Source organism: Sphingomonas hankookensis (genome assembly GCF_001619955.1).
GTDB classification, from domain to species: domain Bacteria; phylum Pseudomonadota; class Alphaproteobacteria; order Sphingomonadales; family Sphingomonadaceae; genus Sphingomonas; species Sphingomonas hankookensis_A.
Genome location: NZ_LQQO01000034.1, coordinates 338,741 through 365,485, shown reverse-complemented (window position 1 = coordinate 365,485; position 26,745 = coordinate 338,741). Strand labels below are relative to the sequence as shown.

Annotated in this window: 28 protein-coding genes and 1 other RNA gene; 16 read left to right on the top strand and 13 right to left on the bottom strand. The window is 67.7% G+C overall.

Annotated features, from left to right (window positions below; genetic code table 11):
• Positions 1-114: 114 nt before the first annotated feature.
• From AVT10_RS13695 to pabB, 3 genes are all read right to left on the bottom strand, one after another.
• A complete protein-coding gene (locus AVT10_RS13695) occupies positions 115-1,296 on the bottom strand; it encodes a GGDEF domain-containing protein (RefSeq protein ID WP_066692479.1) in 1,182 nt (393 codons plus the stop codon).
• 66 nt (positions 1,297-1,362) lie between these two features.
• Positions 1,363-2,562, bottom strand: a complete 1,200-nt coding sequence (locus tag AVT10_RS13690; protein WP_066692477.1) for a pyridoxal phosphate-dependent aminotransferase — start codon at positions 2,560-2,562, stop codon at positions 1,363-1,365.
• Positions 2,563-2,601: 39 nt separating this feature from the next.
• Positions 2,602-4,356: an aminodeoxychorismate synthase component I gene (pabB, locus tag AVT10_RS13685; protein WP_198158591.1), complete on the bottom strand. Its 1,755-nt coding sequence runs from the start codon at positions 4,354-4,356 to the stop codon at positions 2,602-2,604.
• Positions 4,357-4,575: 219 nt separating this feature from the next.
• On the opposite strand from pabB, the gene AVT10_RS13680 reads away from it, so the two are divergent.
• The 9 genes from AVT10_RS13680 to AVT10_RS13640 all read left to right on the top strand — a co-directional run bounded on the left by AVT10_RS13680 (position 4,576) and on the right by AVT10_RS13640 (position 13,104).
• A complete protein-coding gene (locus AVT10_RS13680) occupies positions 4,576-5,235 on the top strand; it encodes an MBL fold metallo-hydrolase (RefSeq protein ID WP_066692474.1) in 660 nt (219 codons plus the stop codon).
• 293 nt (positions 5,236-5,528) lie between these two features.
• On the top strand, positions 5,529-5,708 hold the full coding sequence (gene rpmF / locus AVT10_RS13675; RefSeq protein WP_066692472.1) for a 50S ribosomal protein L32: 180 nt from the start codon (positions 5,529-5,531) through the stop codon (positions 5,706-5,708).
• 27 nt (positions 5,709-5,735) lie between these two features.
• A complete protein-coding gene (gene plsX / locus AVT10_RS13670) occupies positions 5,736-6,767 on the top strand; it encodes a phosphate acyltransferase PlsX (protein WP_066692471.1) in 1,032 nt (343 codons plus the stop codon).
• Positions 6,764-7,726 carry a beta-ketoacyl-ACP synthase III gene (locus AVT10_RS13665; protein ID WP_066692470.1) on the top strand — a complete coding sequence of 321 codons (963 nt, stop codon included), beginning with the start codon at positions 6,764-6,766 and terminating at the stop codon, positions 7,724-7,726. The genes plsX and AVT10_RS13665 overlap by 4 nt, the downstream gene beginning before the upstream one ends.
• Positions 7,727-7,798: 72 nt before the next feature.
• A complete protein-coding gene (locus AVT10_RS13660; RefSeq protein WP_066692468.1) occupies positions 7,799-8,098 on the top strand; it encodes an integration host factor subunit alpha in 300 nt (99 codons plus the stop codon).
• Positions 8,099-8,108: 10 nt separating this feature from the next.
• Positions 8,109-8,474 (top strand): MerR family transcriptional regulator, encoded by a 366-nt coding sequence (locus tag AVT10_RS13655; RefSeq protein ID WP_066692467.1) that lies wholly within the window; start codon positions 8,109-8,111, stop codon positions 8,472-8,474.
• A gap of 166 nt (positions 8,475-8,640) precedes the next feature.
• Positions 8,641-11,160 (top strand): penicillin-binding protein 1A, encoded by a 2,520-nt coding sequence (locus AVT10_RS13650; protein ID WP_066692465.1) that lies wholly within the window; start codon positions 8,641-8,643, stop codon positions 11,158-11,160.
• A 56-nt stretch (positions 11,161-11,216) separates the two neighbouring features.
• A complete protein-coding gene (gene prfB, locus AVT10_RS13645) occupies positions 11,217-12,344 on the top strand; it encodes a peptide chain release factor 2 (RefSeq protein WP_066692462.1) in 1,128 nt (375 codons plus the stop codon).
• A gap of 1 nt (position 12,345) precedes the next feature.
• On the top strand, positions 12,346-13,104 hold the full coding sequence (locus tag AVT10_RS13640) for a class I SAM-dependent methyltransferase (protein WP_084401706.1): 759 nt from the start codon (positions 12,346-12,348) through the stop codon (positions 13,102-13,104).
• A 330-nt stretch (positions 13,105-13,434) separates the two neighbouring features.
• Here AVT10_RS13640 and AVT10_RS13635 read toward each other — a convergent pair whose 3' ends face one another.
• From AVT10_RS13635 to AVT10_RS13620, 4 genes are read right to left on the bottom strand one after another with little or no spacing between them, the layout of a single operon-like run.
• Positions 13,435-13,959: an NUDIX hydrolase gene (locus AVT10_RS13635; protein ID WP_066692456.1), complete on the bottom strand. Its 525-nt coding sequence runs from the start codon at positions 13,957-13,959 to the stop codon at positions 13,435-13,437.
• Positions 13,956-14,624, bottom strand: coding sequence for a TPM domain-containing protein (locus tag AVT10_RS13630; protein ID WP_084401704.1), 669 nt, complete (start codon positions 14,622-14,624; stop codon positions 13,956-13,958). The genes AVT10_RS13635 and AVT10_RS13630 overlap by 4 nt, the downstream gene beginning before the upstream one ends.
• The gene (locus tag AVT10_RS13625; protein WP_066692452.1) at positions 14,624-15,505 is read right to left on the bottom strand and encodes a TPM domain-containing protein; all 882 of its coding nucleotides are present in this window, start codon (positions 15,503-15,505) and stop codon (positions 14,624-14,626) included. The genes AVT10_RS13630 and AVT10_RS13625 overlap by 1 nt, the downstream gene beginning before the upstream one ends.
• Before the next feature lie 11 nt (positions 15,506-15,516).
• Entirely contained in the window at positions 15,517-16,101 is a 585-nt protein-coding gene (locus AVT10_RS13620) for a LemA family protein (protein WP_420038510.1), read from the bottom strand.
• Positions 16,102-16,186: 85 nt separating this feature from the next.
• On the opposite strand from AVT10_RS13620, the gene mscL reads away from it, so the two are divergent.
• Complete coding sequence (gene mscL, locus AVT10_RS13615; RefSeq protein ID WP_066692448.1) at positions 16,187-16,648, top strand: large conductance mechanosensitive channel protein MscL; 462 nt, start codon at positions 16,187-16,189, stop codon at positions 16,646-16,648.
• Between the two features lie 90 nt (positions 16,649-16,738).
• On the opposite strand, the gene AVT10_RS13610 is transcribed toward mscL, so the two are convergent.
• Positions 16,739-17,170 (bottom strand): RrF2 family transcriptional regulator, encoded by a 432-nt coding sequence (locus AVT10_RS13610; RefSeq protein ID WP_055759141.1) that lies wholly within the window; start codon positions 17,168-17,170, stop codon positions 16,739-16,741.
• 44 nt (positions 17,171-17,214) lie between these two features.
• On the opposite strand from AVT10_RS13610, the gene ssrA reads away from it, so the two are divergent.
• Positions 17,215-17,585: a transfer-messenger RNA gene (gene ssrA, locus AVT10_RS13605) on the top strand.
• 251 nt (positions 17,586-17,836) lie between these two features.
• Positions 17,837-18,610, top strand: a complete 774-nt coding sequence (locus AVT10_RS13600; protein ID WP_066692445.1) for a TSUP family transporter — start codon at positions 17,837-17,839, stop codon at positions 18,608-18,610.
• 184 nt (positions 18,611-18,794) lie between these two features.
• On the opposite strand, the gene AVT10_RS13595 is transcribed toward AVT10_RS13600, so the two are convergent.
• Together AVT10_RS13595 and AVT10_RS13590 are read right to left on the bottom strand one after the other, a co-directional pair.
• A complete protein-coding gene (locus AVT10_RS13595; protein ID WP_066692444.1) occupies positions 18,795-19,904 on the bottom strand; it encodes a glycosidase in 1,110 nt (369 codons plus the stop codon).
• Entirely contained in the window at positions 19,901-20,191 is a 291-nt protein-coding gene (locus AVT10_RS13590) for a chorismate mutase (protein ID WP_066692442.1), read from the bottom strand. Before AVT10_RS13590 ends, AVT10_RS13595 begins: the two co-directional genes overlap by 4 nt.
• A gap of 105 nt (positions 20,192-20,296) precedes the next feature.
• Here AVT10_RS13590 and AVT10_RS13585 point away from each other — a divergent pair, with 105 nt between their 5' ends.
• Both AVT10_RS13585 and AVT10_RS13580 read left to right on the top strand, forming a co-directional pair.
• Positions 20,297-21,310 carry a polyprenyl synthetase family protein gene (locus AVT10_RS13585; RefSeq protein ID WP_066692439.1) on the top strand — a complete coding sequence of 338 codons (1,014 nt, stop codon included), beginning with the start codon at positions 20,297-20,299 and terminating at the stop codon, positions 21,308-21,310.
• Positions 21,311-21,405: 95 nt separating this feature from the next.
• Positions 21,406-21,798, top strand: a complete 393-nt coding sequence (locus AVT10_RS13580) for a hypothetical protein (protein ID WP_066692436.1) — start codon at positions 21,406-21,408, stop codon at positions 21,796-21,798.
• A gap of 445 nt (positions 21,799-22,243) precedes the next feature.
• On the opposite strand, the gene AVT10_RS13575 is transcribed toward AVT10_RS13580, so the two are convergent.
• Positions 22,244-23,230 carry an NAD(P)H-dependent flavin oxidoreductase gene (locus AVT10_RS13575; RefSeq protein ID WP_084401733.1) on the bottom strand — a complete coding sequence of 329 codons (987 nt, stop codon included), beginning with the start codon at positions 23,228-23,230 and terminating at the stop codon, positions 22,244-22,246.
• Between the two features lie 89 nt (positions 23,231-23,319).
• Here AVT10_RS13575 and AVT10_RS13570 point away from each other — a divergent pair, with 89 nt between their 5' ends.
• A complete protein-coding gene (locus AVT10_RS13570; protein ID WP_066692817.1) occupies positions 23,320-23,736 on the top strand; it encodes a secondary thiamine-phosphate synthase enzyme YjbQ in 417 nt (138 codons plus the stop codon).
• 158 nt (positions 23,737-23,894) lie between these two features.
• Here AVT10_RS13570 and AVT10_RS13565 read toward each other — a convergent pair whose 3' ends face one another.
• Positions 23,895-25,142: an aspartate kinase gene (locus AVT10_RS13565; protein ID WP_066692430.1), complete on the bottom strand. Its 1,248-nt coding sequence runs from the start codon at positions 25,140-25,142 to the stop codon at positions 23,895-23,897.
• 53 nt (positions 25,143-25,195) lie between these two features.
• Between AVT10_RS13565 and ubiG the strand changes: the two genes are divergently transcribed.
• Positions 25,196-25,963 carry a bifunctional 2-polyprenyl-6-hydroxyphenol methylase/3-demethylubiquinol 3-O-methyltransferase UbiG gene (gene ubiG / locus AVT10_RS13560; protein WP_084401703.1) on the top strand — a complete coding sequence of 256 codons (768 nt, stop codon included), beginning with the start codon at positions 25,196-25,198 and terminating at the stop codon, positions 25,961-25,963.
• Positions 25,964-26,095: 132 nt separating this feature from the next.
• Here the strand turns inward: ubiG and AVT10_RS13555 are convergent, their stop codons facing one another.
• Positions 26,096-26,638: a hypothetical protein gene (locus tag AVT10_RS13555; protein ID WP_066692428.1), complete on the bottom strand. Its 543-nt coding sequence runs from the start codon at positions 26,636-26,638 to the stop codon at positions 26,096-26,098.
• Positions 26,639-26,745: the final 107 nt, after the last annotated feature.

Here is a 26,745-nt window from a genome sequence, read left to right as displayed (position 1 = left end):
TGGTTCGCGGCGTCCGGCGGAGCCGCCTCAGCGGTGCCGCCCAATGTTCGATGCAAGATATAGGTTTGCGGGGCTGAACCGACGCTGGCGCGTCCGTTCATGTTGCGCACAGCCTCAACCATGTTGCGACTGCGAAATCAAGGGCGGCGAGGGTGCGGGATCGGCAACGCTGCGTTGCGCAATCGACGCGCGGGCACGGCTGCGATGCTTGTCGACATACATCAGGCGGTCGGCCTGGGTAATCAGGTGGTCGAGCGTCTCGAACGATCCCGCCGCCCATCCGATGCTGACGCCGGTGGCATGGCCGGGGCCGAGCAGCGCGGACATGCCCTGGTCGAACCGGGCGACGATTCCGGCGGCGATCGCTTCGGCATCGGCGGCGTCGATGCCTGGCAGGACGCAGACGAACTCGTCGCCGCCCCAGCGGAACACGCGCCCGGTCATCGCGATCGACGCCACCGCCGCCCGGGTCGCGATGCGCAGCGCCGCGTCGCCGGTGGCATGGCCATGGCGGTCGTTCAGCGCCTTGAACCGGTTGAGGTCGAGCATCAGCACCGCACCGTCGCCGCGCCAGCCGATGCGTGCCCGGTCGAACGCGGTGCGGTTGCCGGCACCGGTCAGCCCGTCACGCTCGGCCAGCGTCGCCAGCCGCTGTTCGCACCGCTCCGCATCCATCGTCATCAGCGAAAAGCCGCGGAACATGATGAACGCGACCGCGCCGGCCGCCAGCCATGCCGCGGGTCCGCCATGCATGCCGGTGGGTTCGGGGCCGAGCTGGCCGGTAACGGCGAACCATGCCCGCCCGAGGAACATCGGCACCGTCATCGTGAACATCACCGCCACGATCCATCCGGTACGCAACGCCTCCTGCCGGGCGATGCGGACGGCGACGACGACCGTCGCCACGTCGAACAGCGAGCGGACGACATTCAGATAGGCGATGCGATATCCGGCATCGACGGGACCGGACCATAGCAGCATCGGCAGGGCGACGATGCTGGCGATCGCGATCCATGGCCACAGACGCTCGGAAGGGTCGGCGAAGCGGCGCATGCCGATATAGATCAGGCCATAGCTGGTCGCGGCGATCGCGTTGCCGATATTGATCAATCCGGGAAGGTGCAGCGGACGCAGCAGCGGCGCGACCGCGCTCGCCCCCAGCAGGACATGCCCGACACCCCACCACTTGGCCCAAGAATCGAACCGCCCGCCGGCCGCTGCCGTCAGATGCACGATCCCGGCCACGACCGAACACAGCGCGACCATGATGTACAGGGTGGAAATATCGAGCAGCATGCAGTCCCTATCACAACTGTCGTGGTGATAGGGACGATGCCCTAACAGTCCGTTTCTACGGCGTAATTACTTGAGCGCGGCGCACGCCGACCGGATGCGGGCGCACGCTTCGGCCAGCAGTTCGTCCGACGTGGCATAGCTGATCCGCATCGCGGGCGACAGGCCGAACGCCGCGCCCTGCACCGCCGCGACCCTGGCGTCCTCCAGCAGATAGCCGACGAAATCCTCGTCGGTGTCGATCCGCTTGCCCGCCGGAGTCGTCTTGCCGATCAGCCCGGAGATGTCGGGATAGACATAGAAGGCGCCTTCGGGCGTCGGGCAGGTGATGCCGGGAATCGCATTCAGCTCGGCGACGACCAGGTCGCGCCGCCGCTGGAACGCGGCGTTGCGTTCGGCCAGGAACGACTGGTCGCCATTCAGCGCGGCGACGGCGGCGGCCTGCGCGATCGAACAGGGATTGCTGGTCGATTGCGACTGCAGCTTGGCCATCGCCTTGATCAGCCATGCCGCGCCCGCAGCATAGCCGATGCGCCAGCCGGTCATGGCATAGGCCTTCGAACAGCCGTTCACCGTCAGCGTGCGGTCGTACAGCGCCGGGTTGACCTCGGCGATCGTCGCGAATTCGAAGCCGGGATAGACGATATGCTCGTACATATCGTCGGCGAAGATCCACACATGCGGATGCCGCTCCAGCACCTTGCCCAGTTCGCGCAGCTCGTCGCGGGTATAGCCCGCGCCGGTCGGGTTGGATGGCGAATTGAGGATGACCCACTTCGTCTTCTCGGTGATCGCGGCATCGAGCTGTTCGGGGGTGATCTTGTAATTCTGGTCGGCGCCGGCCGCGATGAACACCGGCGTCCCGCCCGCGAACTGCACGACGTCGGGGTAGCTGACCCAATAGGGCGCGGGCACGATCACCTCGTCCCCCGCATCGACCGTCGCGACCAGCGCGTTGAACAGCGTGTGCTTGCCGCCGACATTCACGCTGATCTGGTTCGCGGCATAGGTCAGGCCGTTGTCGCGCTTGAACTTCGCGATGATCGCGTCCTTCAGCTCGACGGTGCCGTCGACATTGGTATATTTGGTCTTGCCGGCGCGGATCGCCTCGATCGCGGCGTCCTTCACGAAATCGGGCGTGTCGAAATCGGGTTCGCCCGCGCCCAGGCCAATGACGTCGACGCCCTGCCGCTTCAGTTCGAGCACCTTCGACGTGATGGCGAGGGTCGGCGACGGGTTGATGCGGTCGAGCGCGGCGGAGGGCTTCATGGGACGTCCGATGCTGAGAAGGAACAGGTGGACGCGCCCTTACGCCCCAATGTTCGCATCTGCAACCAAGCGCGCACGAATCAATCCGCGAACCGCGTTGCCGATGTAAAATCCTTGCGCAAGATCGGCGAGGGTCAGCGGCATCTCGACCGCCTCGCCCCGTGCGATCAGCTCCGCGCGCAGCACGCCGGGCAGCAGCCCCCGGTCGAGCGGCGGGGTCAGCAACTGTGCCCCACCACCGACGAAGATCGAGGTGAAGCTGCCCTCGGTCAGCTCGCCATCCTCGCCGACGAAGATCGTCTCGAAACAGCCGGGCGGCGGCGCGGGCCAGAAGCGGCGGTCGCTGGTCTTGTGCGCGAGGCGCAGGTCGCGGCGGTCTAGCGGCAGGCGTGCCACCGCGACATCGACCGGCCCGGCCAGCGCGGGCGGCAACGGCGTCACGTCGACCGCGATCGCCCCGCTGCGCGACAGCAGCAGCCGCACCCGCGACGCTTCGCGCAAGCGGAAGGTCGCCGCCTGCAATTCGTTGCGCGTCGCATGGCGATCGAACGCGAACCCCAGCGCCCGCGCGCTCTCGGTCATCCGCGCCAGATGCCGCTCGAGCAGCGGCATGCCGCCATGCGGGTCGAACGCCATCGTCTCGATCAGGTCGATCGGCGTCGGCGTGACGTCGAGGAAGCGCGCCTTGGCGAGGCATTCATGCCATTCGGCCTCGGCGACCGAATCGGCGACGACGCCCGATCCCAGTCCCAGCGTCGCGTTCGCGCTGCCGGCGGGCAGGCGCAGCGTGCGGATCGCGACGTTGAACGATGCGTCGCCATCGCCGTCGATCCAGCCGATCGCCCCGGTGTAGATGCCGCGTGCACGCTGTTCGACCGCATCGATCGCCTGCATCGCGCGACGCTTGGGCGCGCCGGTGATCGATCCGCACGGGAACAACGCCGCCAGCGCATCGACCGCGTGCCTACCCGGCGCCAGATCGGCGGTCACCGACGAGATCAGCTGGTGGATGCTCGGATAGGTTTCGACGACGAACTGCTCGGGCACGCGCACGCTGCCGGCCACGCCGACACGCGACAGGTCGTTGCGCATCAGGTCGACGATCATCAGGTTTTCGGCGCGCTGCTTGGGGTCGCTTGCCAATGCCTGCGCCGCGGCGCGGTCGCGCACCGGATCGGGATCGCGCGTCGCGGTGCCCTTCATCGGCCGCGCGGTGATCCGCCCCCGTTCGACCGAAAAGAACAGCTCGGGCGAAAAGGACAGCAGCCAGTCGCTGCCGGTCCATACCACCGCGCCATGCCCGGCGGCGGCGCGCGGTCGAATCGCGGCATAGAGCGCCATCGGATCGCCGACCACCGGGACCTGCGCCCCGAAGGTCAGGTTCGCCTGATAGATATCGCCCGCCGCGATCAGGTCGAGAATGTCGGCACAGCGCCTGGCATAGGCATCGGCGGCGATGCCCGGCGCGACCGATCCGATCCACGCCCCGGCCGGATCGGGCAGGGCGGTGGCGACGTCGATCGTCTCCGTCGTGTCGAACACGCCGAACCACAGCAGCGGGCCGTCGCCGGCCCGCACCGGCGCACCCGGCACCAGCGCGGCGCCGGCCTCGTAGGTCATATAGCCCGCGACGCTCTCGCCCGCCGCCGTCGTCGCCTGCACCTGCGCCAGCGCATCGGCGACCTCCTCCACCCGATCGGCGCGGATGATCCGGCCGGGTGCACGGTACAGCCGTGCGGTTCCGCCCGGCCGGGCATCGTCGAACAGCACGAAAGGCCAGGTGGTGTCGAACATTCCCCCACGCTTGCCGGTTGCGCGCGCGCGGGGCAAGCATTGTGACGGTGCTTTGTGTACGCGGGATTAAAGCTGCTCCACTTTCGTGGACGCGGTACCGGCCCGCTCCCCCACCCGACCACCCACAGCGTATCCTGATTGGGTGGTCGGGTGGGGGAGCGGGCCGGTGCCGCCTGATCCGGCTTTGCCGGATCAGCCCGAAAACGATAAGGCGGCGGCATGACCCCATCCCCGATCCGCGCGGCGATCGTGCCCGTCACCCCGCTCCAGCAGAATTGCACGCTGATATGGTGTACGAAGACGATGCGCGGGGCGTTCGTCGATCCCGGCGGCGACCTGCCGCGCCTGCTCGCCGCCGCCGAGCAGCAGGGTGTGACTATCGAAAAGATCATCCTGACCCACGGCCATATCGACCATTGCGGCGAGGCGAAGCCGCTGGCCGAACAGCTGGGCGTACCGATCGAGGGCCCGCACGAGGCGGACCGCTTCTGGATCGCGCGGCTGGACGAGGACGGCAAGCGCTGGGGCCTGCGCGGCGTCCCGTTCGAACCCGACCGCTGGCTGGTCGAAGGCGACACGGTCACTGTGGGGGAGGCGAGCTTCGCGGTGTACGAAACACCGGGCCATACGCCCGGCCATGTCATCTTCTTCCACGAAGAAGCGCGATTCGCGCTGGTCGGCGACGTGCTGTTCCAGGGATCGATCGGTCGCACCGACTTTCCGCTGTCGGACCATCAGGCGCTGATCGACTCGGTCGTGGCCAAGCTGTGGCCGCTGGGCGATGACGTCGCGTTCGTGCCGGGCCATGGTCCGGGCAGCACCTTCGGCAATGAACGCGCGACGAACCCGTTCGTGGGGGACAAGGTGCTGGCCAGGTAAGCGCGATATCGCATACCCGCGCAGGCGGGGATCCAGGGACAAGCAGCGCCACGCCGGCGTTCGGCGCTCTGGATCCCCGCCTGCGCGGGGATACGGTTCGGTGGCAGGCCGCCAAACCCAACCCAATGCTTGCAACCGCGCACGAAAACGCTATAGGCGCGGTTCGCTTCGCGACCAGCCTGTCTGCCGGTCCGGCGGGTCGCCGGTCGCGGAAAAGCGGTCCGGCACTTGCCTGGGCCGCGTCGTCAGTTGATCGCGAAACCAACTGATACCCAAGTGATAAAGGTGCCGAAATGGCAGTTCCCAAGAGAAAGACCACGCCCTCGAAGCGCGGTATGCGTCGCAGCCACGACTCGCTGAGCATCGAGTCGTTCCAGGAATGCCCGAACTGCGGCGAACTGAAGCGTCCGCACAATCTGTGCACCGCTTGCGGCCATTATAACGGTCGCGAAGTCGTCTCGGTCGAAGCGTAATCCGCTCCACCGGACAGGAAGGCACGCATGGCTGACGGGTCCTGGATCGCCATCGACGCGATGGGCGGTGACGAAGGGCTTGCCACCATGCTGGCGGGCGTCGCCCATGCACGGCGACGCCACGAATCGATGCGCTTCCTGCTGGTCGGCGACGAGGCGGCGATTCGCGCCGGTCTCGAATCGCATCCCAACCTCAGTGCCGCGTCGGAAATCGTCCACGCGCCTGAGGTTGTCGGTTCTTCCGACAAGCCCAGCCAGGCGATTCGCCGGGCGAAGACCACGTCGATGGGCATCGCCATCAACCTGGTGAAGCAGGGGCGCGCCGCCGCCGCCGTGTCGTCGGGCAATACCGGCGCGCTGATGGCGATGGCGAAGCTCGCGCTGCGCACCATGCCCGGCATCGACCGGCCGGCGCTGGCGGCGTTGCTGCCGAGCCTCGGCGACAACGACCTCGTCATGCTCGACCTCGGCGCCAATGCCGAATGCGATGCGCGCAACCTCGTGCAGTTCGCGGTGATGGGCGCCGCCTATGCCCGCACCGCATTGGACCTCGAATCCCCCCGCGTCGCGCTGCTGAACATCGGCACCGAGGAGCTGAAGGGCATCGACAGCGTGCGGGAAGCGGCGGCGACGCTGCGCGCCTCGCCGCATCTGCCGATGACCTTCACCGGCTATATCGAGGGCGATCGCCTGTCGCGCGGGCAGGTCGATGTCGTCGTCTGCGACGGCTTTTCCGGCAATATCGCGCTGAAGACGGCGGAGGGGACGGCACGCTTCGTCGCCGACCTGCTCAAGCGGGCGTTCCGTTCGTCGGTCCGCTCGAAGATCGGGTTCCTGATCTCGAAGCCGGCGACCGAGCTGCTGCGCCACCATCTCGACCCCAACAACCATAATGGCGCGGTCTTCCTCGGCCTCAACGGGCTGGTGGTGAAGAGCCATGGCAGCGCCAATGCGATCGGCGTGTCGAACGCGATCCAGGTCGCCGCCAAGATGGTGCGCGACGACCTCACCCGCAGCATCGCCAGCGATCTGGCCGGTATCGAGGCACAGGCAGCATGATTCGCGCGATCGTCACCGGCACCGGATCGGCGCTCCCCGCCAACCGCGTCTCCAACGCCGACCTGGCCGAGCGGGTCGATACCTCCGACGAATGGATCGTCGAGCGCACCGGCATCCGTTTCCGCCACATCGCCGCCGAGCATGAGACGACCTCGTCGCTGGCGACCGATGCCGCGCGCGCCGCGATCGCCGCCGCCGGGCTGGAACCGGGACAGATCGACCTGATCGTGCTGGCGACCGCCACCCCGGACCAGACCTTCCCGGCGACCGCGACCAAGGTGCAGGCGGCTTTGGGCATCGACGATTGCGTCGCGTTCGACGTCGCGGCGGTCTGTTCGGGGTTCCTCTACGCGGTGCAGGTCGCCGATTCGATGCTGCGGGCCGGCGTCCATCGCCGCGCGCTGGTGATCGGGGCCGAAACCTTCAGCCGCATCCTCGACTGGGAGGATCGCACGACCTGCGTCCTGTTCGGCGACGGCGCGGGCGCGATCGTGCTCGAGGCGCAGGACGATTCGGACGGACGCGGCATCCTGTCGACCCGGCTCCACGCCGACGGTCGCCACAACCAGCTGCTCTACGTCGATGGCGGCCCGTCGACCACCGGCACCGTCGGCAAGCTGCGCATGAAGGGCAAGGAAGTGTTCCGCCATGCGGTGGTCAACCTTGCCGCCGTCATGGGCGAATCGCTCGACCTCGCCGGGCTGACCCCGGCCGATGTCGACTGGGTCGTGCCGCATCAGGCCAATGCCCGCATCCTCGATGCGACCGCGCGCAAGCTGAGCCTCGCCCCTGAAAAGGTGGTCGTCACCGTCGACCGGCACGCCAACACGTCCGCAGCCTCGGTTCCCCTGGCGCTCGACGTCGCGGTCAAGGACGGGCGGATCAAGCGCGGCGATATTGTCGTGCTGGAGGCGATGGGGGGTGGCTTTACTTGGGGCGCCGCCGTAGTGCGTTGGTAATCCTTTCGTATTTTTGAATCTTCGTATACGGCCTGCTATCGGTTCGTCGTATTTCGAAGGGGAACAGAACCGATGGCAACCGATGGCACGCTGACCCGCGCGGACCTTGCCGAAGAGATGCACCGCGAAATCGGCCTGTCGCGCGCCGATTCCGCGCGCGTGGTCGAACAGATTCTGGGGCATCTGTGCGAGGCGCTCGCCAAGGGCGAGAACGTCAAGATTTCGGGCTTCGGCAGCTTCGTCCTGCGCGACAAGGGCGAACGCGTCGGCCGCAATCCCAAGACCGGGGTCGAGGTGCCGATCGCGCCGCGGCGGGTGCTCACCTTCCGTGCCAGCCAGATGATGCGCGACCGCATCGTCGCGGCGGGCTGATCGGACCCGATTGGCGCCCCCCGTCGACAAATCGGCCGGCGCCTATCGCACGATCGGTGAGGTCGCGCGCGAACTGGGGGTGCCGCAGCACAAGCTGCGCTATTGGGAAGGGCGCTTCCCGCAGATCAAGCCGCTGACCCGCGCCGGCGACCGCCGCCATTACCGGCCGGAGGATGTGGCGCTGCTGCGTCGCATTCACGGCCTGCTGGGCGAACAGGGCTATACCGTGCGCGGCGTGCAGCAATTGCTGGCGCAGGAGGCCAAGGCCCCGCTGCCGGTCGCCCCGGCGCCACGCCGCGCAGCGCGCATCACCGAACTGCGTGCCATCCGGGCGTTGTTGTCCGACGCGCTGGTGGCGGATGGGGCGGGGCGGTAGCTTTCTCGCCACACACGTCGCCCCAGCGCAGGCTGGGGCCTCCATCGGCTCCTGTCCCATGCTACAACCGGGAGATCCCAGCCTTCGCTGGGATGACGTATCCGGGGCGAGGCCCAAGAAACGCCCCGCTTTCCCCCACGCCCAAACCTGCTAAACCGCGCGGGCGATGAGCGTATCCGACACCGAAGCCACTCCCGACGCCGCCCGCCCAGGCTGGCGCGCCCGTTTCGCCCGTATCCGGCGGCGGTGGTGGTTCCGCCTGCCGGCCTTCGCGTTCCTGCTGGCCGGGATCGGCGTGTTCCTGATCTGGCTGTTGCTGTGGCGCACGCTGCCCTCGGTCGATTCGCTGCGCGCCTATGAACCGCCGCTGCCGACCAATGTCCGGGGGATCGAGGGCGATCCGATCCACAGCTATGCCCGCGAACGCCGCGTGCAGCTGTCCTATGCCGAATATCCCCCGCTGCTGGTCCGCGCGTTCCTGGCGGCGGAAGATCGCACCTTCTTCGAACATCACGGCGTCGATTATCCCGGCATCGCGGCGGCGGTCTTCACCAACCTGACGCGCAGCGGCCGCCCGATCGGCGCGTCGACCATCACGCAACAGGTGGCGAAGAACCTGCTGCTGACCAACGAGGTCAGCTATGTCCGCAAGGCGAAGGAGGCGTTGCTCGCCTATCGCATCGAAAGCGCGCTGACCAAGCAGCAGATCCTCGAACTCTATCTCAACCAGATCGCGCTCGGCCGGAACGCGTTCGGCGTCGAGGCGGCGAGCCACGCCTATTTCGGCAAGGAACTGCGCGAGCTGACGCTGCCGCAAATGGCCTATCTGGCGATCCTGCCCAAGGGGCCGTCCAATTACACCCCCGAACGTGGCTATGATCGCGCGATCGCCCGGCGCAACTGGGTGCTGGGCGAAATGGAGCGCAACGGCTTCATCACGCCGGCCCAGCGTGCGGCGGCGGTCGCCCAACCGCTCGGCACCATCCCGCGCCAGACCCCGCGACAGGAAACCGCCGGCGGCTACTTCATCGAGGAAGTGCGCCGCCAGCTGCTCGACCGGTTCGGCGAGAATGCGAAGGACGGTCCGCACAGCGTCTATGCCGGCGGGCTGTGGGTGCGCACCTCGCTCGACCCGAAGATTCAGCAGGATGCGCAGGACGCGCTGCGTTCAGGCCTGATCCGCTTCGATTCGGGGCGTGGCTGGTCCGGCCCGCTCAACAAGCCGCGGCTGGAGGTCGACGAGGACAATTGGCAGTCGGCGTTGCTTAACACCAACATCGCCATCGATTATCAGGACTGGCAGGCCGCCATCGTCATCGCCAAGGATGGCGGCGAGGCGCGGATCGGTTTCGCCGACGGGCGCACCGGCGTCCTGCCGCGCGGCAATGCGGTGATGCCGGTCCGGGGGCAGGGCGGCACCGCCTTCGCCGCGATCCTGCCCGGCGACATCCTCGCAGTGGCCCCTGCCGGCAGCCAGTGGTCGTTGCGCTCGGTCCCGCGCGTGTCGGGCGGCATGGTGGTCGAGGACCCGCGCACCGGCCGCATCCTCGCCATGCAGGGCGGCTTCGACAGCCGCATCCAGTCGTTCAACCGCGCGACCCAGGCGATGCGCCAGCCCGGATCGACCATCAAGCCGATCGTCTATGCCGCCGCGCTGGAGGCGGGGATGACCCCGGCCTCGATCATCGTCGACGGCCCGTTCTGCGTGAACCAGGGCGGGCGGCTGGGCCAGAAATGCTTCCGCAACTTCGGCGGCGGCGGCGCCGGGCCGCACACCATGCGCTGGGGCGTCGAACAGTCGCGCAACCTGATGACGGTGCGCGCCGCCGCACAGACCGGCATGGACAAGGTCAACGACCTGATCCAGCGCGTCGGCGTCAGCGACACCAAGTTCCCGCCGTACCTCTCTTATGCGCTGGGCGCGGGCGAGACGACGGTCATGCGCATGGTCAATGCGTACTCGATCCTCGCCAATCAGGGCCGCGAGCTCAAACCCACCGTGATCGATTTCGTGCAGGACCGGCGCGGCAAGGTGATCCTGCCCGAAAACTGGCGCGCCTGCGACGGCTGCAACGCGCCCGACTGGGACGGCAAGCCGATGCCGCGTCCGCAGATCAAGTCGCGCCAGATCATGGACGCGATGAGCGCCTACCAGATGGTGCACATCATGGAGGGGGTGATCCAGCGCGGCACGGCGACCACCCTGCGCGATCTCGGCCGCCCGATCATGGGCAAGACCGGCACCTCGACCGGTCCCACCGACGTATGGTTCGTCGGCGGCACGCCGCAGATGATCGCCGGCCTGTATCTGGGCTTCGACACGCCGCGCAATCTGGGCGGCTATGCGCAGGGCGGCACGATCGCCGCGCCGATCTACAAGAGCTTCGCGGTCAAGGCGTACAAGGACATGGAGGTGCTGCCGTTCCGCGCGCCCGCCGGCATCCGCATGGTCCGCATCGACCGCGCCAGCGGCCGTCCGGTCTATGGCGGCTGGCCGACGACCGACCCCAAGGCCGGCATCATCTGGGAAGCGTTCAAGCCCGAGACGGAGGCGCGCCGCGCCACCGGCCGGCTGGGCGAGGCGCGCGCGCCCGTCACCCGCGACCCGACCCGCGCCGCGCCGGTCCAACGACAGGCGCAACCGCGCGACAGCGACTTCTTGCAACGCGAAGGGGGAATCTACTAGCGCGCGCCCTATATCGGCGGCATTCCCCCTGATGACGTTTTTCCGGAGTTTCCCCCATGCGCGCCGAAGCGCAAGCCCATGTAGACAAGATCAACGATGCCCTCGCGCTGCTGCGCCGCTTCCTCGATTGGGACCGCGCGCTGCGCCGGTTGGACGAGCTGAACGCGCGCGTCGAGGACCAGGCATTGTGGAACGATCCCAAGGCCGCGCAGGAAGTGATGCGCGAACGCCGCCGGCTGGACGAGGCGATCACCGCCACCCGCACCATCGAGCGTGAGCTGTCCGACACGGTCGAACTGATCGAGATGGCCGAGGCCGAGGGCGATGCCGAGATGGCCGACGAAGGCGTCGCCAACCTCGCCGAACTCGCGAAGCGTGCCGATCACGACAAGGTGCAGGCGCTGCTGTCGGGCGAGGCCGATGCCAACGACACCTATATCGAGATCAACGCCGGTGCCGGCGGGACGGAGAGCCAGGACTGGGCCGGCATGCTGCAACGCATGTACACCCGCTGGGCCGAACGCCGCGGGCTGAAGGTCGAGCTGGTCGACCAGCATTCGGGCGAACAGGCGGGCATCAAGTCGGCGACGCTGCTGCTGAAGGGCGAGAACGCGTACGGTTTCGCCAAGACCGAGGGCGGCGTCCACCGCCTCGTCCGCATCAGCCCCTATGACAGCGCGGCACGGCGCCACACCTCGTTCGCGTCCGTCTGGGTCTATCCGGTGATCGACGACAATATCGAGGTCGAGTATAACGAAAGCGACCTGCGCATCGACACCTATCGCGCGTCGGGCGCCGGCGGGCAGCACATCAACACCACCGATTCGGCGGTGCGCATCACCCATATCCCGACCGGCATCGTGGTGCAGTGCCAGAACCAGCGGTCGCAGCACAAGAACAAGGCCGAGGCCTATAACCAGCTGCGCGCCCGCCTGTATGAGCGCGAGCTGGCGATCCGCGAGGCGGAGGCCAATGCCGAGAACGCGACCAAGACCGATATCGGCTGGGGCCACCAGATCCGCTCCTATGTCCTGCAACCCTATCAGATGGTGAAGGACCTGCGCACCGGCGTCGTCTCGACCGCGCCCGGCGACGTGCTGGACGGTGCGCTCGACCCGTTCATGGCGGCGGCGCTGTCGCAACGGGTCACGGGCGAGAAGGTCGATGTCGAGGATGTCGACTGAGATGCACCGCGCCGTCCTCCCCGCGCTGCTGATTCTGGCCGGCTGCGACGCGACGCAGCCGAACCCGATCGCCAATGCGCAGCGGGAGGACAAGCCGGACTTTCCCAAGGCCGACCGGCCCGTGGCGACGATCGTGTCGGCGCGCTGGTCGACCGAGGAAGCGCGCGACCGGCTGAACGAGGCCGAGCTGGTGATGGACAAGGCCGGCATCGCGCCAGGCATGACCGTCGCCGATATCGGCGCGGGCGAGGGCTATTACACCATCCGCCTGGCACAGCGGGTCGGCGACGACGGCCGCGTGCTGGCCGAGGACATCATCCCGCAGATCCGCGACGCGCTGGCGCACCGGGTCGCGCGCGAACGCCTCGACAATGTCAGCGTCCGGCTGGGCGAACCCGACGATGCCAAGCTGCCGGTCGACAGCTTCGACCGGGTGCTGATGGTCCACATGTACCACGAGATCGCCGAGCCCTACGCCTTCCTGTGGAACCTGCGCCCCTCGCTGCGCCCCGGCGGGCGCGTGGTGGTGGTCGACGCCGACCGCCGCACCCAGAATCACGGCACCCCGCCTGCGCTGCTGAAATGCGAGTTCGAGGCGGTCGGCTACCGGATGGTCGAGCTGCAGAAGATGCCCTCGGCCGGCGGCTATATCGCGATGTTCACCCCCGAAGGCCCGCGACCGGAGCCGAAGAATATCGTGCCCTGCCGGGTGCCGACGCCCACGCCGAGTGCGGGTCCCAGCGGCACCCACAAGGGCTGACCGGCCGGTTCCCACGCCCCCCGTTCGGTTCGAGCAGCTTCGAGCCTGTCGAGAAGCGTCCGTCGAGAACGCGTTTCTCGGGGCACCCCTTCTCGACTACGGTTCTCGACAGGCTCGAACCTCCGCTCGAAGCAAACGGAGGGCGTAGGGGACGGAGACGGGATCGAGGCAGCGCAAACGGCGTGTGGGTTCCAACCCCAACCCCACCCGTCACCCCGGGCTTGACCCGGGGTCCCGCTTCTTCCTTCTACAATCGCCAGTCCAAAAAGCGTCGCCCCGGATCAAGTCCGGAGTGACGGGTAGTACCCCGGGCTAACCTTCGCCTGAAACTCACCCCAACAGAACCGGCGCCAACAACAGCAACAACTTCACATCGACCGCCTTGCCCGCCGCCCGCTGCCCGGCCACGAACCCGGCCACGCCCTCCAGCGGCACCCGATGCACGACGATATCCTCGCCGGGCACCCCGCCACCCTCACCGACCTTCACCAGATCACCGGCGCGAAACAGCGTGAAACTCTCCGACACCATCCCCGGCGACGAATGATATTCGCCAAGCGGCACCATCGACCCTGCGCGATAGCCGGTCTCCTCCTCCAGCTCGCGCGTCGCCGCCACCGCCGCCGCTTCGCCCGCCGCATCGTCGCCGACCAGTCCGGCGGGCAGTTCGATGCAGTTGCGCCCCAGCGGCACGCGATATTGCTCGACCAGCAGCACATGGCCGTCATCGATCGCGACGATCACCGCCGCGCCGATCCCGTTCGCGCGCCCGACATATTCCCAGCGGCCACGCTTCTTCGCGGTGATGAAGCGCCCGGCCCACATCACCTCTTCGGGGGCATCGGCATCGATCATAGTTCGATCAACCGGTCGGGAAGTTCGTTCATCGGTCTGGCTCCTGTCGGAAAATGTTCGGCGAGCACCGCGCCGATCGCGCCCACCGCCGCGACGATCCCGTCGGCCGGCCGGTCCTGCTTCAACGCCACCAGCAACGCCGCCAGCGCATCGCCCCATAGTGCCGGATCGACCCGGTCGTGAATCGCGGCCTCGGCGATCAGTTCGGCGCGATGTTCGTCGAGCGACAGGTACAGCAGCACGCCCGTCGCCGCGACCGTGCGGCGTTCGGCGGCGGCACGGAACAGCAGCAGCGCGCGCGCATGGACCCGCCGCGCCTTGGTCGCCGCCGGGGTCAGCGCCATGCGGAGCGGCATCCACGCACAGCCATAGCGCACGATCAGGAACACCGCGCCCTGCACCCACGCCAGTGTCGACAGCAGGAACAGCGGGGTAGGGGCATCGCCCCACGGCTCGACCCAAGCATGAAAGGCGAGCAGCCAGCCCGGCCACAATGCGGTGCCGACCAGCACCAGCAGCATCGCCAGCACCGCCATGTGCAGCCCTACATCATGATAGGCGTCGGACCGCCGGGCGAGCACGACGACGATCTCGCCCTCGGTCGCCGATTCGGCCTGCGCCACCGCATCGCGGATGCGCGCCCGGTCGGTATCGTTCAGGTGCATCACCAATTCCCGGAAGCGCCGCCGCCGCCGAACGATCCGCCGCCGCCACCGGTAAAGCCGCCGCCACCCCACCCGCCCGACGATCCGCCGCCCGACCAGCCCCCGCCACGGCTGCCGCCGCGTGCGGCACCACGCGCCAGTTCGTCGGCGATCGACCACAACACGACCTGCGCGACGTCGCCCGCCGTGCTGCTGCGATGCGTCCGGCCCCATGGCCCGGCGCGCCGCCGCCGTCCCGAAAAGACCAGCATGCAGAAGATGATGACCCCGATCGCGATGAAGAAGATCGCGCCGGTCGGCAGGCCGCTCCCGCCCGATCGTGGCTGCTGACGCCGGCCCCGGTCGAACGCCGCCGCCGCGGCATCGACCCGCGCCTGCGCTTCCTCGGGGCTCAGCCGCAATTGCGCGATCACCGCATCCGCTCCGGCGGTCATCGCGCCGGGCACGTCGCCGTCCTTCAGCTTCGGCATCATCTGCTGCTGGATGATCGCACTCGATATCGCGTCGGTCAGGATCGGTTCGAGGCCATAACCGACCTCCAGCCGCGGTCCGCGTTGCCCCGCGGGATTGTTCGGCGCAATGAACAGGATCGCGCCGTTATCCACATCCTTGAGGCCCACGCCCCAGGCTCGGCCCAGCCGATAGCCATACTCCTCCAGCGGATAGCCTTGGGTGTCGCCGATCGTCGCCACGACGAACTGCCGCTTGGTATCCTTCTGTAAAACCAGCAATTTCTGCGTAAGGTCGGCGCGAGTTTCCGCCGGCAGGACGTTGGCATCGTCGACGACCAGCCCGGTGAACTTCGGAAATGTCTGCGCGGCGGCGGGCAGTGCGCAGACTGTCCACAAACTTATCCACAGGCAGATCAACAGGCGCCGCATCGGGCCGCGCGTCAGTTCGAATTGCCGAAATTGACCTGCGGCGCGACCTCCGCCCCGGCCTGCGCCTGAAAGCTCTGCTTGGGCTTGGCGCCATAGAAGATGCGCGCGCCGACCGCGTCGGGGAAGGTGCGGATGCGGGTGTTATATGCCTGCACCGCCTCGTTATAATCGCGCCGGGCGATCGCGATGCGGTTCTCGGTACCCTCCAGCTGCGATTGCAGCGACAGGAAATTCTGGTTGCTGGTCAGCTGTGGATACGCCTCGACCACCGTGCGCAACTGGCCCAGCGCCTGGGTCAGCTGGTTCTGTGCCGCCTGGAACCGCTGGAACGTCGCCGGGTCGGACAGGTCGTCGGTGGTGACGTTGATCGACGTCGCGTTCGCGCGCGCTTGCGTCACCTGCGTCAGCACGCGTTCCTCCTGTCCGGCGAATCCCTTCACCGTCGCGACGAGGTTGGGGATCAGGTCGGCACGGCGCTGATACTGGTTCTGCACCTCGCCCCACCGGGCGTTCACCTCTTCCTCGGCGGTCGGCACGCTGTTCACGCCGCATGCCGCCAGCGGCACCGCCATCATCACCACCATCGCCCGCCGCATGTATATCATCCTGTCCGGTGCTTGCCTGGCACCATGGTATCGAAGCACTATGCCACCCTCAAGCAGAGACGGGAGGGCCAGGTCCATGCTCAAGGAATTTCGCACGTTCGTCGCGCGCGGCAACGTGCTCGACCTCGCGGTCGGGGTCATCATCGGCGCGGCGTTCGGCACGATCACCAAATCGCTGACCGACGACATCATCATGCCGGTGATCGGCTACATCTTCGGCGGGTTCGATTTTTCGAGCTATTTCATCAAGCTCGGCCCGATCCCGGCGACCTATAAGGGTAGCCCGGACAGCTATAGCGCGCTGAAGGCCGCTGGCGTGCCGCTGTTCGGCTACGGCCAGTTCGTCAGCGTGGTGATCAATTTCGTCATCCTCGCTTTCATCGTGTTCCTGCTGGTCAAGTTCGTGAACCGTGCCATCGCGACGGTGCATCAGGAACAGAAGACCGGCGACGTCACCCCCGCCGCCGACCCGCCCGAAATCGCGCTGCTGCGCGAAATCCGCGACGAATTGCGCGCGGGCAAGACGCTGTCGGAATGATGCCGTACCCCCGCGCAGGCGGGGGTCCAGAGCCAAGAAAGCGACGCTCGCCGCCTGTAACCCTGGATCCCCGCCTGCGCGGGGATACGCTTATGCCGCCGCCAGCTCCTGCGCCGCCGCTGCCGCCAGGCTGGTCCCGTCGAGGATTCGTGCCGTCTCGTCCCGTACCCGCGCCATCGCATGACGGATGGCGCAGCTCGCCTCGTCCTTGCAGTCGCCGCACGGGCGGTACGCGGTGCGGCTGACGCAGGGCACCAGCGCCAGCGGCCCTTCGATCACGCGGATGATCTCGCCCAGCGAAATCAGGTGCGCTGGCCGCGCGAGGTGATAGCCCCCCGCCTTGCCGCGCGTCGACGACAGGAACCCCGCCTCGCGCAGGTCGGCGAGGATCAGTTCGAGGAACTTGCGCGGCACGTTCGCGGCGGTGGCGATGCGGTGCATCGGCATCGGGGCCTCGCCCGCCGGCTGTTCGGCAAGGAACAGCATCGCGCGCAGCGCATAGCGGGAACGCTGGGTCAGCATGATCCTGTCGCCCATGCCACCGCATCGCGCGCAAGGGAAGTCCGCTTCTTTTCAAAGCCGGGACAAGCGCCTATATCCCCTCTCGCCGGCTTCCAGCCGGCTATGACGATAAATGGCGGCGTGCAATAGACGCAGCGGACCCGGGGGCAGTACCCGGCGGCTCCACCACCTGCGCCGGATGGTCGACACGCGTGAAGCGTGCCGACCCAGCGGCTCAGCTGATGGGGCCGAACCAGGATCGACGTGTGTTGAAAAGCGCTGTTTTCGTTCGGAATGGGACCACCGCAACGGCCCATACACACAAGTGCCAACGATAACGAAGCACTCGCGATTGCGGCGTAACTAAGGGCCTCACGGCCTGAAGTTACTCCAAAATAGCGCGGTTGGACCGAACCGGGCAACAGAATCGGATTCCAGCGGTACGGGGAGCACCGGGCAACAGAAGCTCCCCACTGATCCCATTCTCTGACCGGGTATGTCGCCTTGTCGACCGGGCGGGCCTTCCCATCATCGTCATTCCCGCGCAGGCGGGAATCCATACACGCCGAGGTCGGCGATGGAGCCGCGGCGGCAGCGTCTATGGACTCCCGCCTTCGCGGGAGTGACGAAAGGATAAGGGCTAGCCGGGAGGTTCCCCGCAGCCGCCTTCCCCGCTACGCGCACCCCATGGACATCGACCTCATCGCCCTGCTCATGCTGGTCGCCTTCTGCGCCGGCACCATCGACGCGATGGCGGGCGGGGGCGGGCTCATCACCATCCCCGCGCTGCTCGCCGCCGGCGTGCCGCCGGTCATGGCGCTCGGCACCAACAAGCTGCAAAGCGCGTTCGGCACCGCCGGCGCGACCTTCGCCTTCTGGCGCAAGGGGCATATCGACCTGCGCCGCTCGTGGCGGTTGGCGCTCGCCTCGTTCGGTGGCGCGGCGGTCGGCGCGGCGCTGGTGCAGGCGATCGACCCGCAGTTCCTTGCCGGGCTGCTGCCGGTGCTGCTGGTCGCGATGGCGCTGTATTTCCTGTTCGGCCCGCGCCTGTCGGACGTCGACACCCACACCCGCCTCGCGCCCGCCGGGCTGCTGCTCGCGGTGGCGGCGATCGGCACCTATGACGGGTTCTTCGGTCCCGGCACCGGCTCCTTCTTCACCCTGCTGCTCGTCACTGCCGCCGGCATGGGCGCGACGCGGGCGGTCGGGCATACCAAGCTGCTGAACCTCGCCAGCAATCTCGCCGGCGTCATCGTACTGGTCGCGGGCGGCCATGTGTGGTGGGTACTGGGGCTGTCGATGGCGGTGGCGAGCGTGGCCGGCGGACAACTCGGCGCGGCGCTGGCGATCCGGTTCGGGGGCAGGGCGATCCGCCCGCTGCTGGTGGTGGTGTCGCTGGCGCTGACGGTGAAGCTGGTGGCCGACCCGGCCAATCCGCTGCGGGTGTGGTTGGGGATCTGACCTCACACACCACCCCTTCATCCCACCCCGTTCGGTTCGAGCAGCTTCGAGCTTGTCGAGAAGCGTCCGTCGAGAACTTGCTCGTTTGGGGCAGCCCCTTCTCGACTTCGGTTCTCGACAGGCTCGAACCTGCGCTCGAAGCAAACGGGGTGGGGATAACGGGGAAGGGGCAGGGGCAGGGCGCTCAGTCCAACCGCGCGCCAGCCACCCGCGTCAACCGACACGCCAGATCCGCCTCGCCCGACGCCACGATCCAGTCCTCGCCATCCGCCACGATTCCCGTCGTGAACACCACCGGCTGCGGCAGATACGCCTGATGCGCGATCGGCGCGATCAACGCGGACGCCGCCTCCAGCACCGGCCGCGTCTCGTCCCGCTCCCGCACCTCGCGAGCCTCGGCATCGATCAACGCCCGGTACGTCCGATACACCCCGACCGCGCCCTGTTTCTCGACGCCGTGATACAGCATCATCCACCCGCGCTTCGTCCGCACCGGCGGGGTCCCGCCGCCCAGCTTATACGCCGCCGCGCCCTTCAACGGCCGCAAAGCCGGTTCCGCCAAAGGCCGCCAGTGCAGCATGTCGGGGGAGGTCGCGAGGTTGATGCTCGGTCCGCTCCCTTCCGCGCCATCGGGCGCTGCGACGAACCACGCATCCGACAGCGGCCGGGTGAGCGACACGAACCGGTCGCCGACCCGCCCCTCGAACGGCACCATGTCCTTGTTGCCATGGTCGAGCACGATCCCCTGCGACCGCCAGGCAAAGCCGTCGTCCGACCGGTACATCACCGTACACAGCCGCCCGCCCGACACGCCGCACACCGTCATCCAGTACGTGCCGTCGATCGCCACGATGCGCGGGTCCTCGACGCCGTACTGGGCATAGTCCGCCGACGGCTCGACCGCGCGGTCGTAATGGACCGCCACCACCCGCTGCCCGTCCGCCGACAGCTCGACCGGCAACAGCCATGACAGCGAGGTGAGCCCGAGGAACGGATAGGCCCCGCCCTTCAAGGAAAAGAACCGCGGATCGCTGACATCCGCCGCATCGGCCGGAAACGCGTCGAGCACATAGCGCCCGCCCGTCCAGCGGATCGATCGCACGCAGCCATGGCGCACCGGTTCGCGCAACGCCTCCGCCACCCGCACCAGCAGCAGCAGATTGCCGCTGGGCAACCGCGTCAGCGCCGGGTTGAACGCACCCAGCACATAGGTCGGCTCGGACAGGTCGCGCCGCAGCGGCGAACGGGTGAGATCGACATCGTCCGGCGCAAAAACGATCCGGTCGTCGCTCACGCCGCGTCCCCGTCCTGCAGCGATCGGTGATGCCGAATCACCTCGTCGATGATGAAGCGCAGGAATTTCTCGGAAAATTCGGGGTCGAGATCGGCATCGCGCGCCAGCGACCGCAACCGTGCGATCTGCGCTTCCTCGCGCCCGGGATCGGCCGGGGGCAGGCCGTTCTCGGCCTTGTACTCGCCGACCGCCTGCGTCACCTTGAACCGTTCGGCCAGCAGGAACACCAGCGCGGCATCGATATTGTCGATGCTCTGGCGGAATCGTTGCAGCGTCGCGTCGGCCATGGCGTCCTCTTCCGGTTCGTGCCGCCCCTTTCGCGCGACGGGACGGGCGGCGCAACCCCGCCTTTCCCTTGCGTTCGAGAGCGTGAACCGCCACATCGCTGGGACATGACGGCTACCCTGCACCGCCTCGACAAGCGGACCGACCCCTCCCTCGATCCGCTGATGGCGTTGGTCGCCGACGACATGAACCGCGTCAACGCGGTGATCCTTGATCGCATGCAGTCGAAAATCCCGCTGATCCCCGAACTGGCCGGTCACCTGATCGCCGGCGGGGGCAAGCGGATGCGGCCGATGCTGACGCTCGCCTGTGCCAAGCTGATTGGCTATGGTGGCACGCGCCACCACCTGCTCTCGGCGGCGGTCGAATTCATCCATACCGCGACGCTGCTGCACGATGATGTGGTCGACGGGTCCGACCTGCGCCGGGGCAAGCGCACCGCCAACATCATCTGGGGCAATCCCGCCAGCGTGCTGGTCGGCGACTTCCTGTTTTCCAAGAGCTTCGAACTGATGGTCGAGGCGGAAAGCCTGAAGGCGCTGCGCGTCCTGTCGGGCGCCTCCGCCGTGATCGCGGAAGGGGAGGTCAACCAGTTGACCGCCATCCGCCGCATCGACACGCCCGAGGATCGCTATCTCGACATCATCGGGGCCAAGACCGCGGCGCTGTTCGCCGCCGCCTGCCGCATCGCCGCGATCGTCGCCGACCGCTCCGACGCCGACGAGGCCGCCTTGGACGCCTATGGCCGCAACCTTGGCATCGCGTTCCAGCTGGTCGACGATGCGATCGATTACGTCTCCGACGCCGACACCATGGGCAAGGACGCCGGTGACGATTTCCGCGAAGGCAAGATGACGCTGCCCGTCATCCTCGCCTATGCCCGCGGCGACGAGGAATCGCGTGCCTTCTGGCGCGACGCGGTGTCGGGCAAGCGGGCGTCTGACGCCGATCTGGCGCATGCCATCACCCTGATCCGTTCGACCCGCGCGGTCGACGACACCCTCGCGCGGGCGCGGCATTATGGGCAGCGGGCGATCGACGCCATCGGCCGCTTTCCCAATGGTCCGGCGAAGGATGCGATGATCGAAGCGGTCGAATTCGCCATCCGCCGGGCCTACTGAAACGGATACGATTCTTTAAGAAACGCTTTATAAACAATATGCTGTGACATTGCGGCCCGTGCCACACGACGGGCGCCGCCATGCACAGGACTCCCATGCGTATCGCCGACGATCCCGCCTTTCGCGGAGCCATCACCTCCGCGCCGTGGATGCTCGACTTCGCGCTGTTCGGCCATTGGGACCTCGACACCGTCCAGCGCTTCGGCGCAGGGATCCGCGATGCGGTGACGCGCCTGCCGGCGCTGGGCGTCCGTCCGGGCGAGCAGGTCGCGCTGTTCGACATTACCGGCTTCGCCGTCCAGTCGCCCCAAGTCCTCGCCGCGCTGGGCGAGATCGCCGACCGGTCGCGCACCACCTCGCGCAAGATCGCGCTGGTCCGCAGCAGCGCGCTGCTGTCGATGCAGGCGAAACGTGCGCTGCCGCACCTGCGGATGTTCGATTCGCGCGAAGCGGCGCTGGCCTGGTTGCGCGAGGATGGGCCGGCTTGAAGCGCGCGTCACCCCAACGCCGCGCCGGTCGACTGGCACAATAGCCAGCCCCACCCGTCACCCCGGGCCTGACCCGGGGTCCCGCTTCTTCTACGGCGGCAGTAGAAATCCGGGGTGAAGGGGCGGGGGGCGACGAAAATCCGCCCACCACGAACGTCATCCCAGCGCAGGCTGGGGTCTCCCGGTAACAGCACGCAGCAGACGCCGCACGAGATCGACGTCACGCCAATGCCGGCTTTCCTACACGCCCACACCCTGCCACGCTGCCGTCACGCTCTTTCCCATCGTGACCGCCACCCGCCCGCCACCACGGCAAACGCCACGGCGCGCGCAAACTCGCCGCGAGTGTGAACTTGGTGAACTTTGGGCTGAGCCCGCCCGTCGCGGCACCCGCAAACGCCACGCGCAAAACCGTGGCTAGTGTGAACTTAGTGAACTTTGACCCTCAGGCCGCCCGCTTCTCCAGCGCCTGCGCCGCCTCGGCCATCAGCGTCGCGATGATCTCGGCCGCCGGTTCCTCCTTCGTCACCATGCCGACCGACTGCCCGGCCATCAGGCTGCCATGTTCGACATCGCCGTCGATCACCGCCCGGCGCAGCGCGCCCGCCCAATAATGTTCGATCTGCAACTGCGCCTCGGCCATCGCCACGCCGCCTTCGTCCAGCATCTGCGCCACTTCGCGCTGCTTGGCGGTGAACAGCTCGCCCCCGGCATTCTTCAGCGCACGCACCGGAATCACCGGCAGGCGCGGGTCGATCTGGACACTGGCGACCGCATCACGCGCCGACGCCCGCAAAAACGCCTTCTTGAACGCCGGGTGCGCGATCGATTCGGTCGCGCAGACGAAGCGCGTGCCGAGCTGCACCCCCGCCGCGCCCATGTCGAGATAACCGGCGATCGCCTCGCCCCGGCCGATCCCGCCGGCGACGAACACCGGCACCTGGTCCGCGACCTCGGGCAGCATTTCCTGCGCCAGCACGCTGGTGGAAACCGGGCCGATATGCCCGCCGGCCTCCATCCCCTCGATCACCAGCGCGTCGGCGCCCGACCGGATCAGCTTCTTGGCCAGCGCAAGGGCAGGCGCAAAGGCGATGACCTTGGCACCGGTCGCCTTGATCGCCTCCAGCGACCCCTTGGGCGGCAGCCCGCCGGCCAGCACGACATGGGTGACGCGGTGGCGCGCGCACACCTCGATCAGGTCGAACAGCGCCGGGTGCATGGTGATCAGGTTCACGCCGAACGGCTTGCTCGTCAGCGCCTTGGTCCCCGCGATCTCGGCATCGAGCAGCTCGGGGGTCATCGCCCCGCACGCGATGACGCCGAACCCGCCGGCATTGGAAATCGCGGCGACGAGGTTGCGCTCGCTCACCCACGACATCGCGCCGCACAGGATCGCGGTTTCGGAGCCCAGGAAGTCACAGCCGCGCGCCATGCGGCGCTCCAGGCGCTCGGCGCCGATCGATGCGTTGGTCATCCCTCCGCCTAGCGCGGGGCGACCGCTTCGGGCAAGCAGGGACGATGATGCGACAGGAACATGGCGAGCTGGTGGTCACCACCAACGGACAGGGGCTGGTGCTGAGCACGGGACAGGTGCGGCACTGGGTCGATTCGACCGGCATCGCCAGCGGGCTGCTGACCCTGTTCTGCCGCCACACCTCCGCCTCGCTGCTGGTACAGGAAAACGCCAGCGAGGCGGCGCGCGACGACCTCGAACGCTATTTCCGCCACATCGCGCCCGAAAGCGACCGCTACGCCCATGACGAGGAGGGGCCGGACGACATGCCCGCCCATCTGCGCACCGCGCTGACCGACGTATCGCTGTCGATTCCGGTGATCGGCCACCGCCCGGTGCTCGGCACGTGGCAGGGCATCTACCTGTTCGAACACCGCCGCGCGGCGCACCGGCGAAGGATCGCTGTCCACCTGATCGGAGAATAATGACGTTCTGGTGTTTGGGACCAAACCGTTCGTGCTGAGTAGGGACTGAGCTTGTCGAAGACCCGTATCGAAGCACATGTCCTTCGATACGCCCTTTCGACTGCGCTCAATGGCTACTCAGGACGAACGGACCGGGTTTGCAACGTCCCGCTCGGAGCTTACCCCTCCGCGTCCAGCCCGTAGGCGGTATGCAGCACGCGCACCGCGAGCTCGGTATAATCCTCTTCGATCAGCACGCTGACCTTGATCTCCGACGTGGTGATCGCCTGGATATTGATGCCGCGGTCGGCCAGCGCGGTGAACATCGTCGAGGCGACGCCGGCATGGCTGCGCATGCCCACGCCGACCACCGACACCTTGGCGACGCGGGTGTCGTGAAGCACCTTCTGGAAGCCGATATCGTCCTTCGCCTTTTCCAGCGTGTCGAGCGCGCGGGCCAGTTCGGCCGACGGCACGGTGAAGGTCACGTCGGTCGACCCGGTCGAATGGGCGATGTTCTGCACGATCATGTCGACGTTGATGCCGGTGCCGGCCAGCGGCGCGAAGATCGATGCCACCGCGCCGGGGCGGTCGGGCACCGCGACCAGCGTGATCTTCGCCTCGTTCTTGTCGTGGGCGATACCGGTGATGAGCTGCCGTTCCATGTCCGTCACTTCCTCTTCGCCGACGATCAGCGTTCCACGATAACCGTCCTCGTCGCGGGTATCGTCGAACGACGACAGCACGCGCACGCGGACCTTTTCCTTCATTGCCAGCCCGACCGAGCGGGTCTGCAGCACCTTCGCCCCGACCGAGGCGAGTTCGAGCATTTCCTCGTACGTCACCCGCGCCAGCTTGCGCGCACGCGGCACGATCCGCGGGTCGGTAGTATAGACGCCGTCGACATCGGTGTAGATGTCGCAGCGATCGGCCTGCATCGCCGCCGCCATCGCCACCGCCGACGTGTCCGACCCGCCGCGCCCCAGCGTGGTGATGCGGTTGGCGTCGGTCACGCCCTGGAATCCAGGGATCACCGCCACTTCGCCCTTGGCGAGCGACTCGTCGAGCGCGGCCGTGTCGATCGATTCGATCCGCGCGGTCGCATGGGCGTCGCTGGTGCGGATCGGCAATTGCCAGCCGAGCCACGAGCGCGCCGGCACGCCGATCGCCTGGAGTGCGATCGCCAGCAGCCCGCTGGTCACCTGCTCGCCCGACGACACCACCGCGTCATATTCGCGCGGGTCGTACAGCGCCGATGCCTCGCGGCAGAAGCCGACCAGCCGGTCGGTGTCGCCCGCCATTGCCGACACGACCACTGCGACCTGGTTGCCGGCCTCCACCTCGCGCTTCACGCGCTGGGCGACGTTGCGAATACGTTCGATCCCCGCCATCGAGGTGCCACCGAACTTCATCACGATCCGCGCCATGCGTTTTGCCATTCATCCTTGGGGGGAATGGCGGCGGCTGATAGGAGAGCGCCATGACGAACGCAAGCAACGCAATCTTTATGTCCGAAAAAGCCGCGCCCACGCAATCAAGCGTCGTCGCGCGCGAAGCCGCCCATTTCGGCGAGATGGCGGCCGACTGGTGGAACCCGAAGGGCAGCTCGGCGATGCTCCACCGGCTGAACCCGGTGCGGCTGGCGTACCTCCGCGCGGCGATCGATTCGCATTGGGACGGCGATGCGGCCGGCTTCACGCCGCTGGCCGGCAAGACGGTGCTCGATGTCGGCTGCGGCGCCGGGCTCCTCGCCGAACCGCTCGCCCGGTTGGGCGGGCAGGTGACCGGCGTCGACGCCGCGCCCGAAAATATCGGGGCCGCCGCCGCCCATGCGGCGCTCACCGGCCTGTCGATCGAGTATCTGGCGGGTGGCGTGGAAGCGATCGCCGGGCGGCAGTTCGACCTCGTCACCTCGCTGGAGGTGATCGAGCATGTCGCCGACCCCGCCGCCTTCGTGCGCGGGCTGGCCGATGCGGTCGCACCGGGCGGGCTGCTGGTCGTGTCGACGCCCAACCGCACCGCGCTGTCGCGCCTCGCCATGATTACAGTCGCCGAGGGGACGGGCATGATCCCGCGCGGCACGCACGACTGGGACCGGTTCCTCACCCCGCCGGAACTGACCGCGCATCTGCAGGCGGTGGGGATGACGGTGTCGCCGCCCGCCGGCCTGTCCTTCTCCGCCGCGCGCGGCTTCACCCTGTCCGACGATATCGCGCTCGACTATTTCCTGACCGCGACGCGGGGCTGATCTCCGACCCGAACCGTACGTCACCCCAGCGAAGGCTGGGGTCTCCCGCGGCTCTTGCTGCGTGCTGCCACCGGGAGATTCCAGCCTGCGCTGGAATGACGTTTGCGGGTCAGGCGGATCGGCCCCCGGCAGTCACTTCTTGTCGAGGTTGATGACGAACATCGGCCCGAACTCGAACACCTGCTTGCCCGTCGCCAGCTGTAACGACGCCATCAGCTCGCCCGCCGCATAGTCGCGATCCGCCTTGCCCGTCACCTGATGGAACTCGAACGCCTCGCCGACCTCGATCGGGCCGCCGATGACCTGGCTGTACGGTTCCTTGTTCAGCTGGATACCGGCCACCGCGATCCGCGCCTTGGTGCCCGGCGCCATGCCGTGTGCGCGCGCGTGGAAGGCGAGGACGAGGCGGTCGCCCTGCTTCACCGGTTCGGTGGTCGGCGACTGGAGCTGGATCTTCCATGCATCCTTGTCGGCGCCGGGAATGGCGAGGCGGATGACCTTGCCGCCATCGACTTCCTTGACGCGGGTCAGCGGCGGCTTGGGCAGGCCATAGACGTTCAGGCTCGCCGGCATCGGTGCATTGATGACCTTGGCGGCCATGTCCTCGGCGCTCTGCGCGACGACCGGCGCGGCGACCATGGCAACCAGCGCGGCCGCCATCCAGCTCTTGTGCATATCCCCTCCCAAGGAAATTATAGGCGGCCATCGTAATCGTATCCACATCTTCCGATCAACCGTCAGCGTTGTCAGAAATTTGATCTTGGTACGGCGCGTGCCCATCT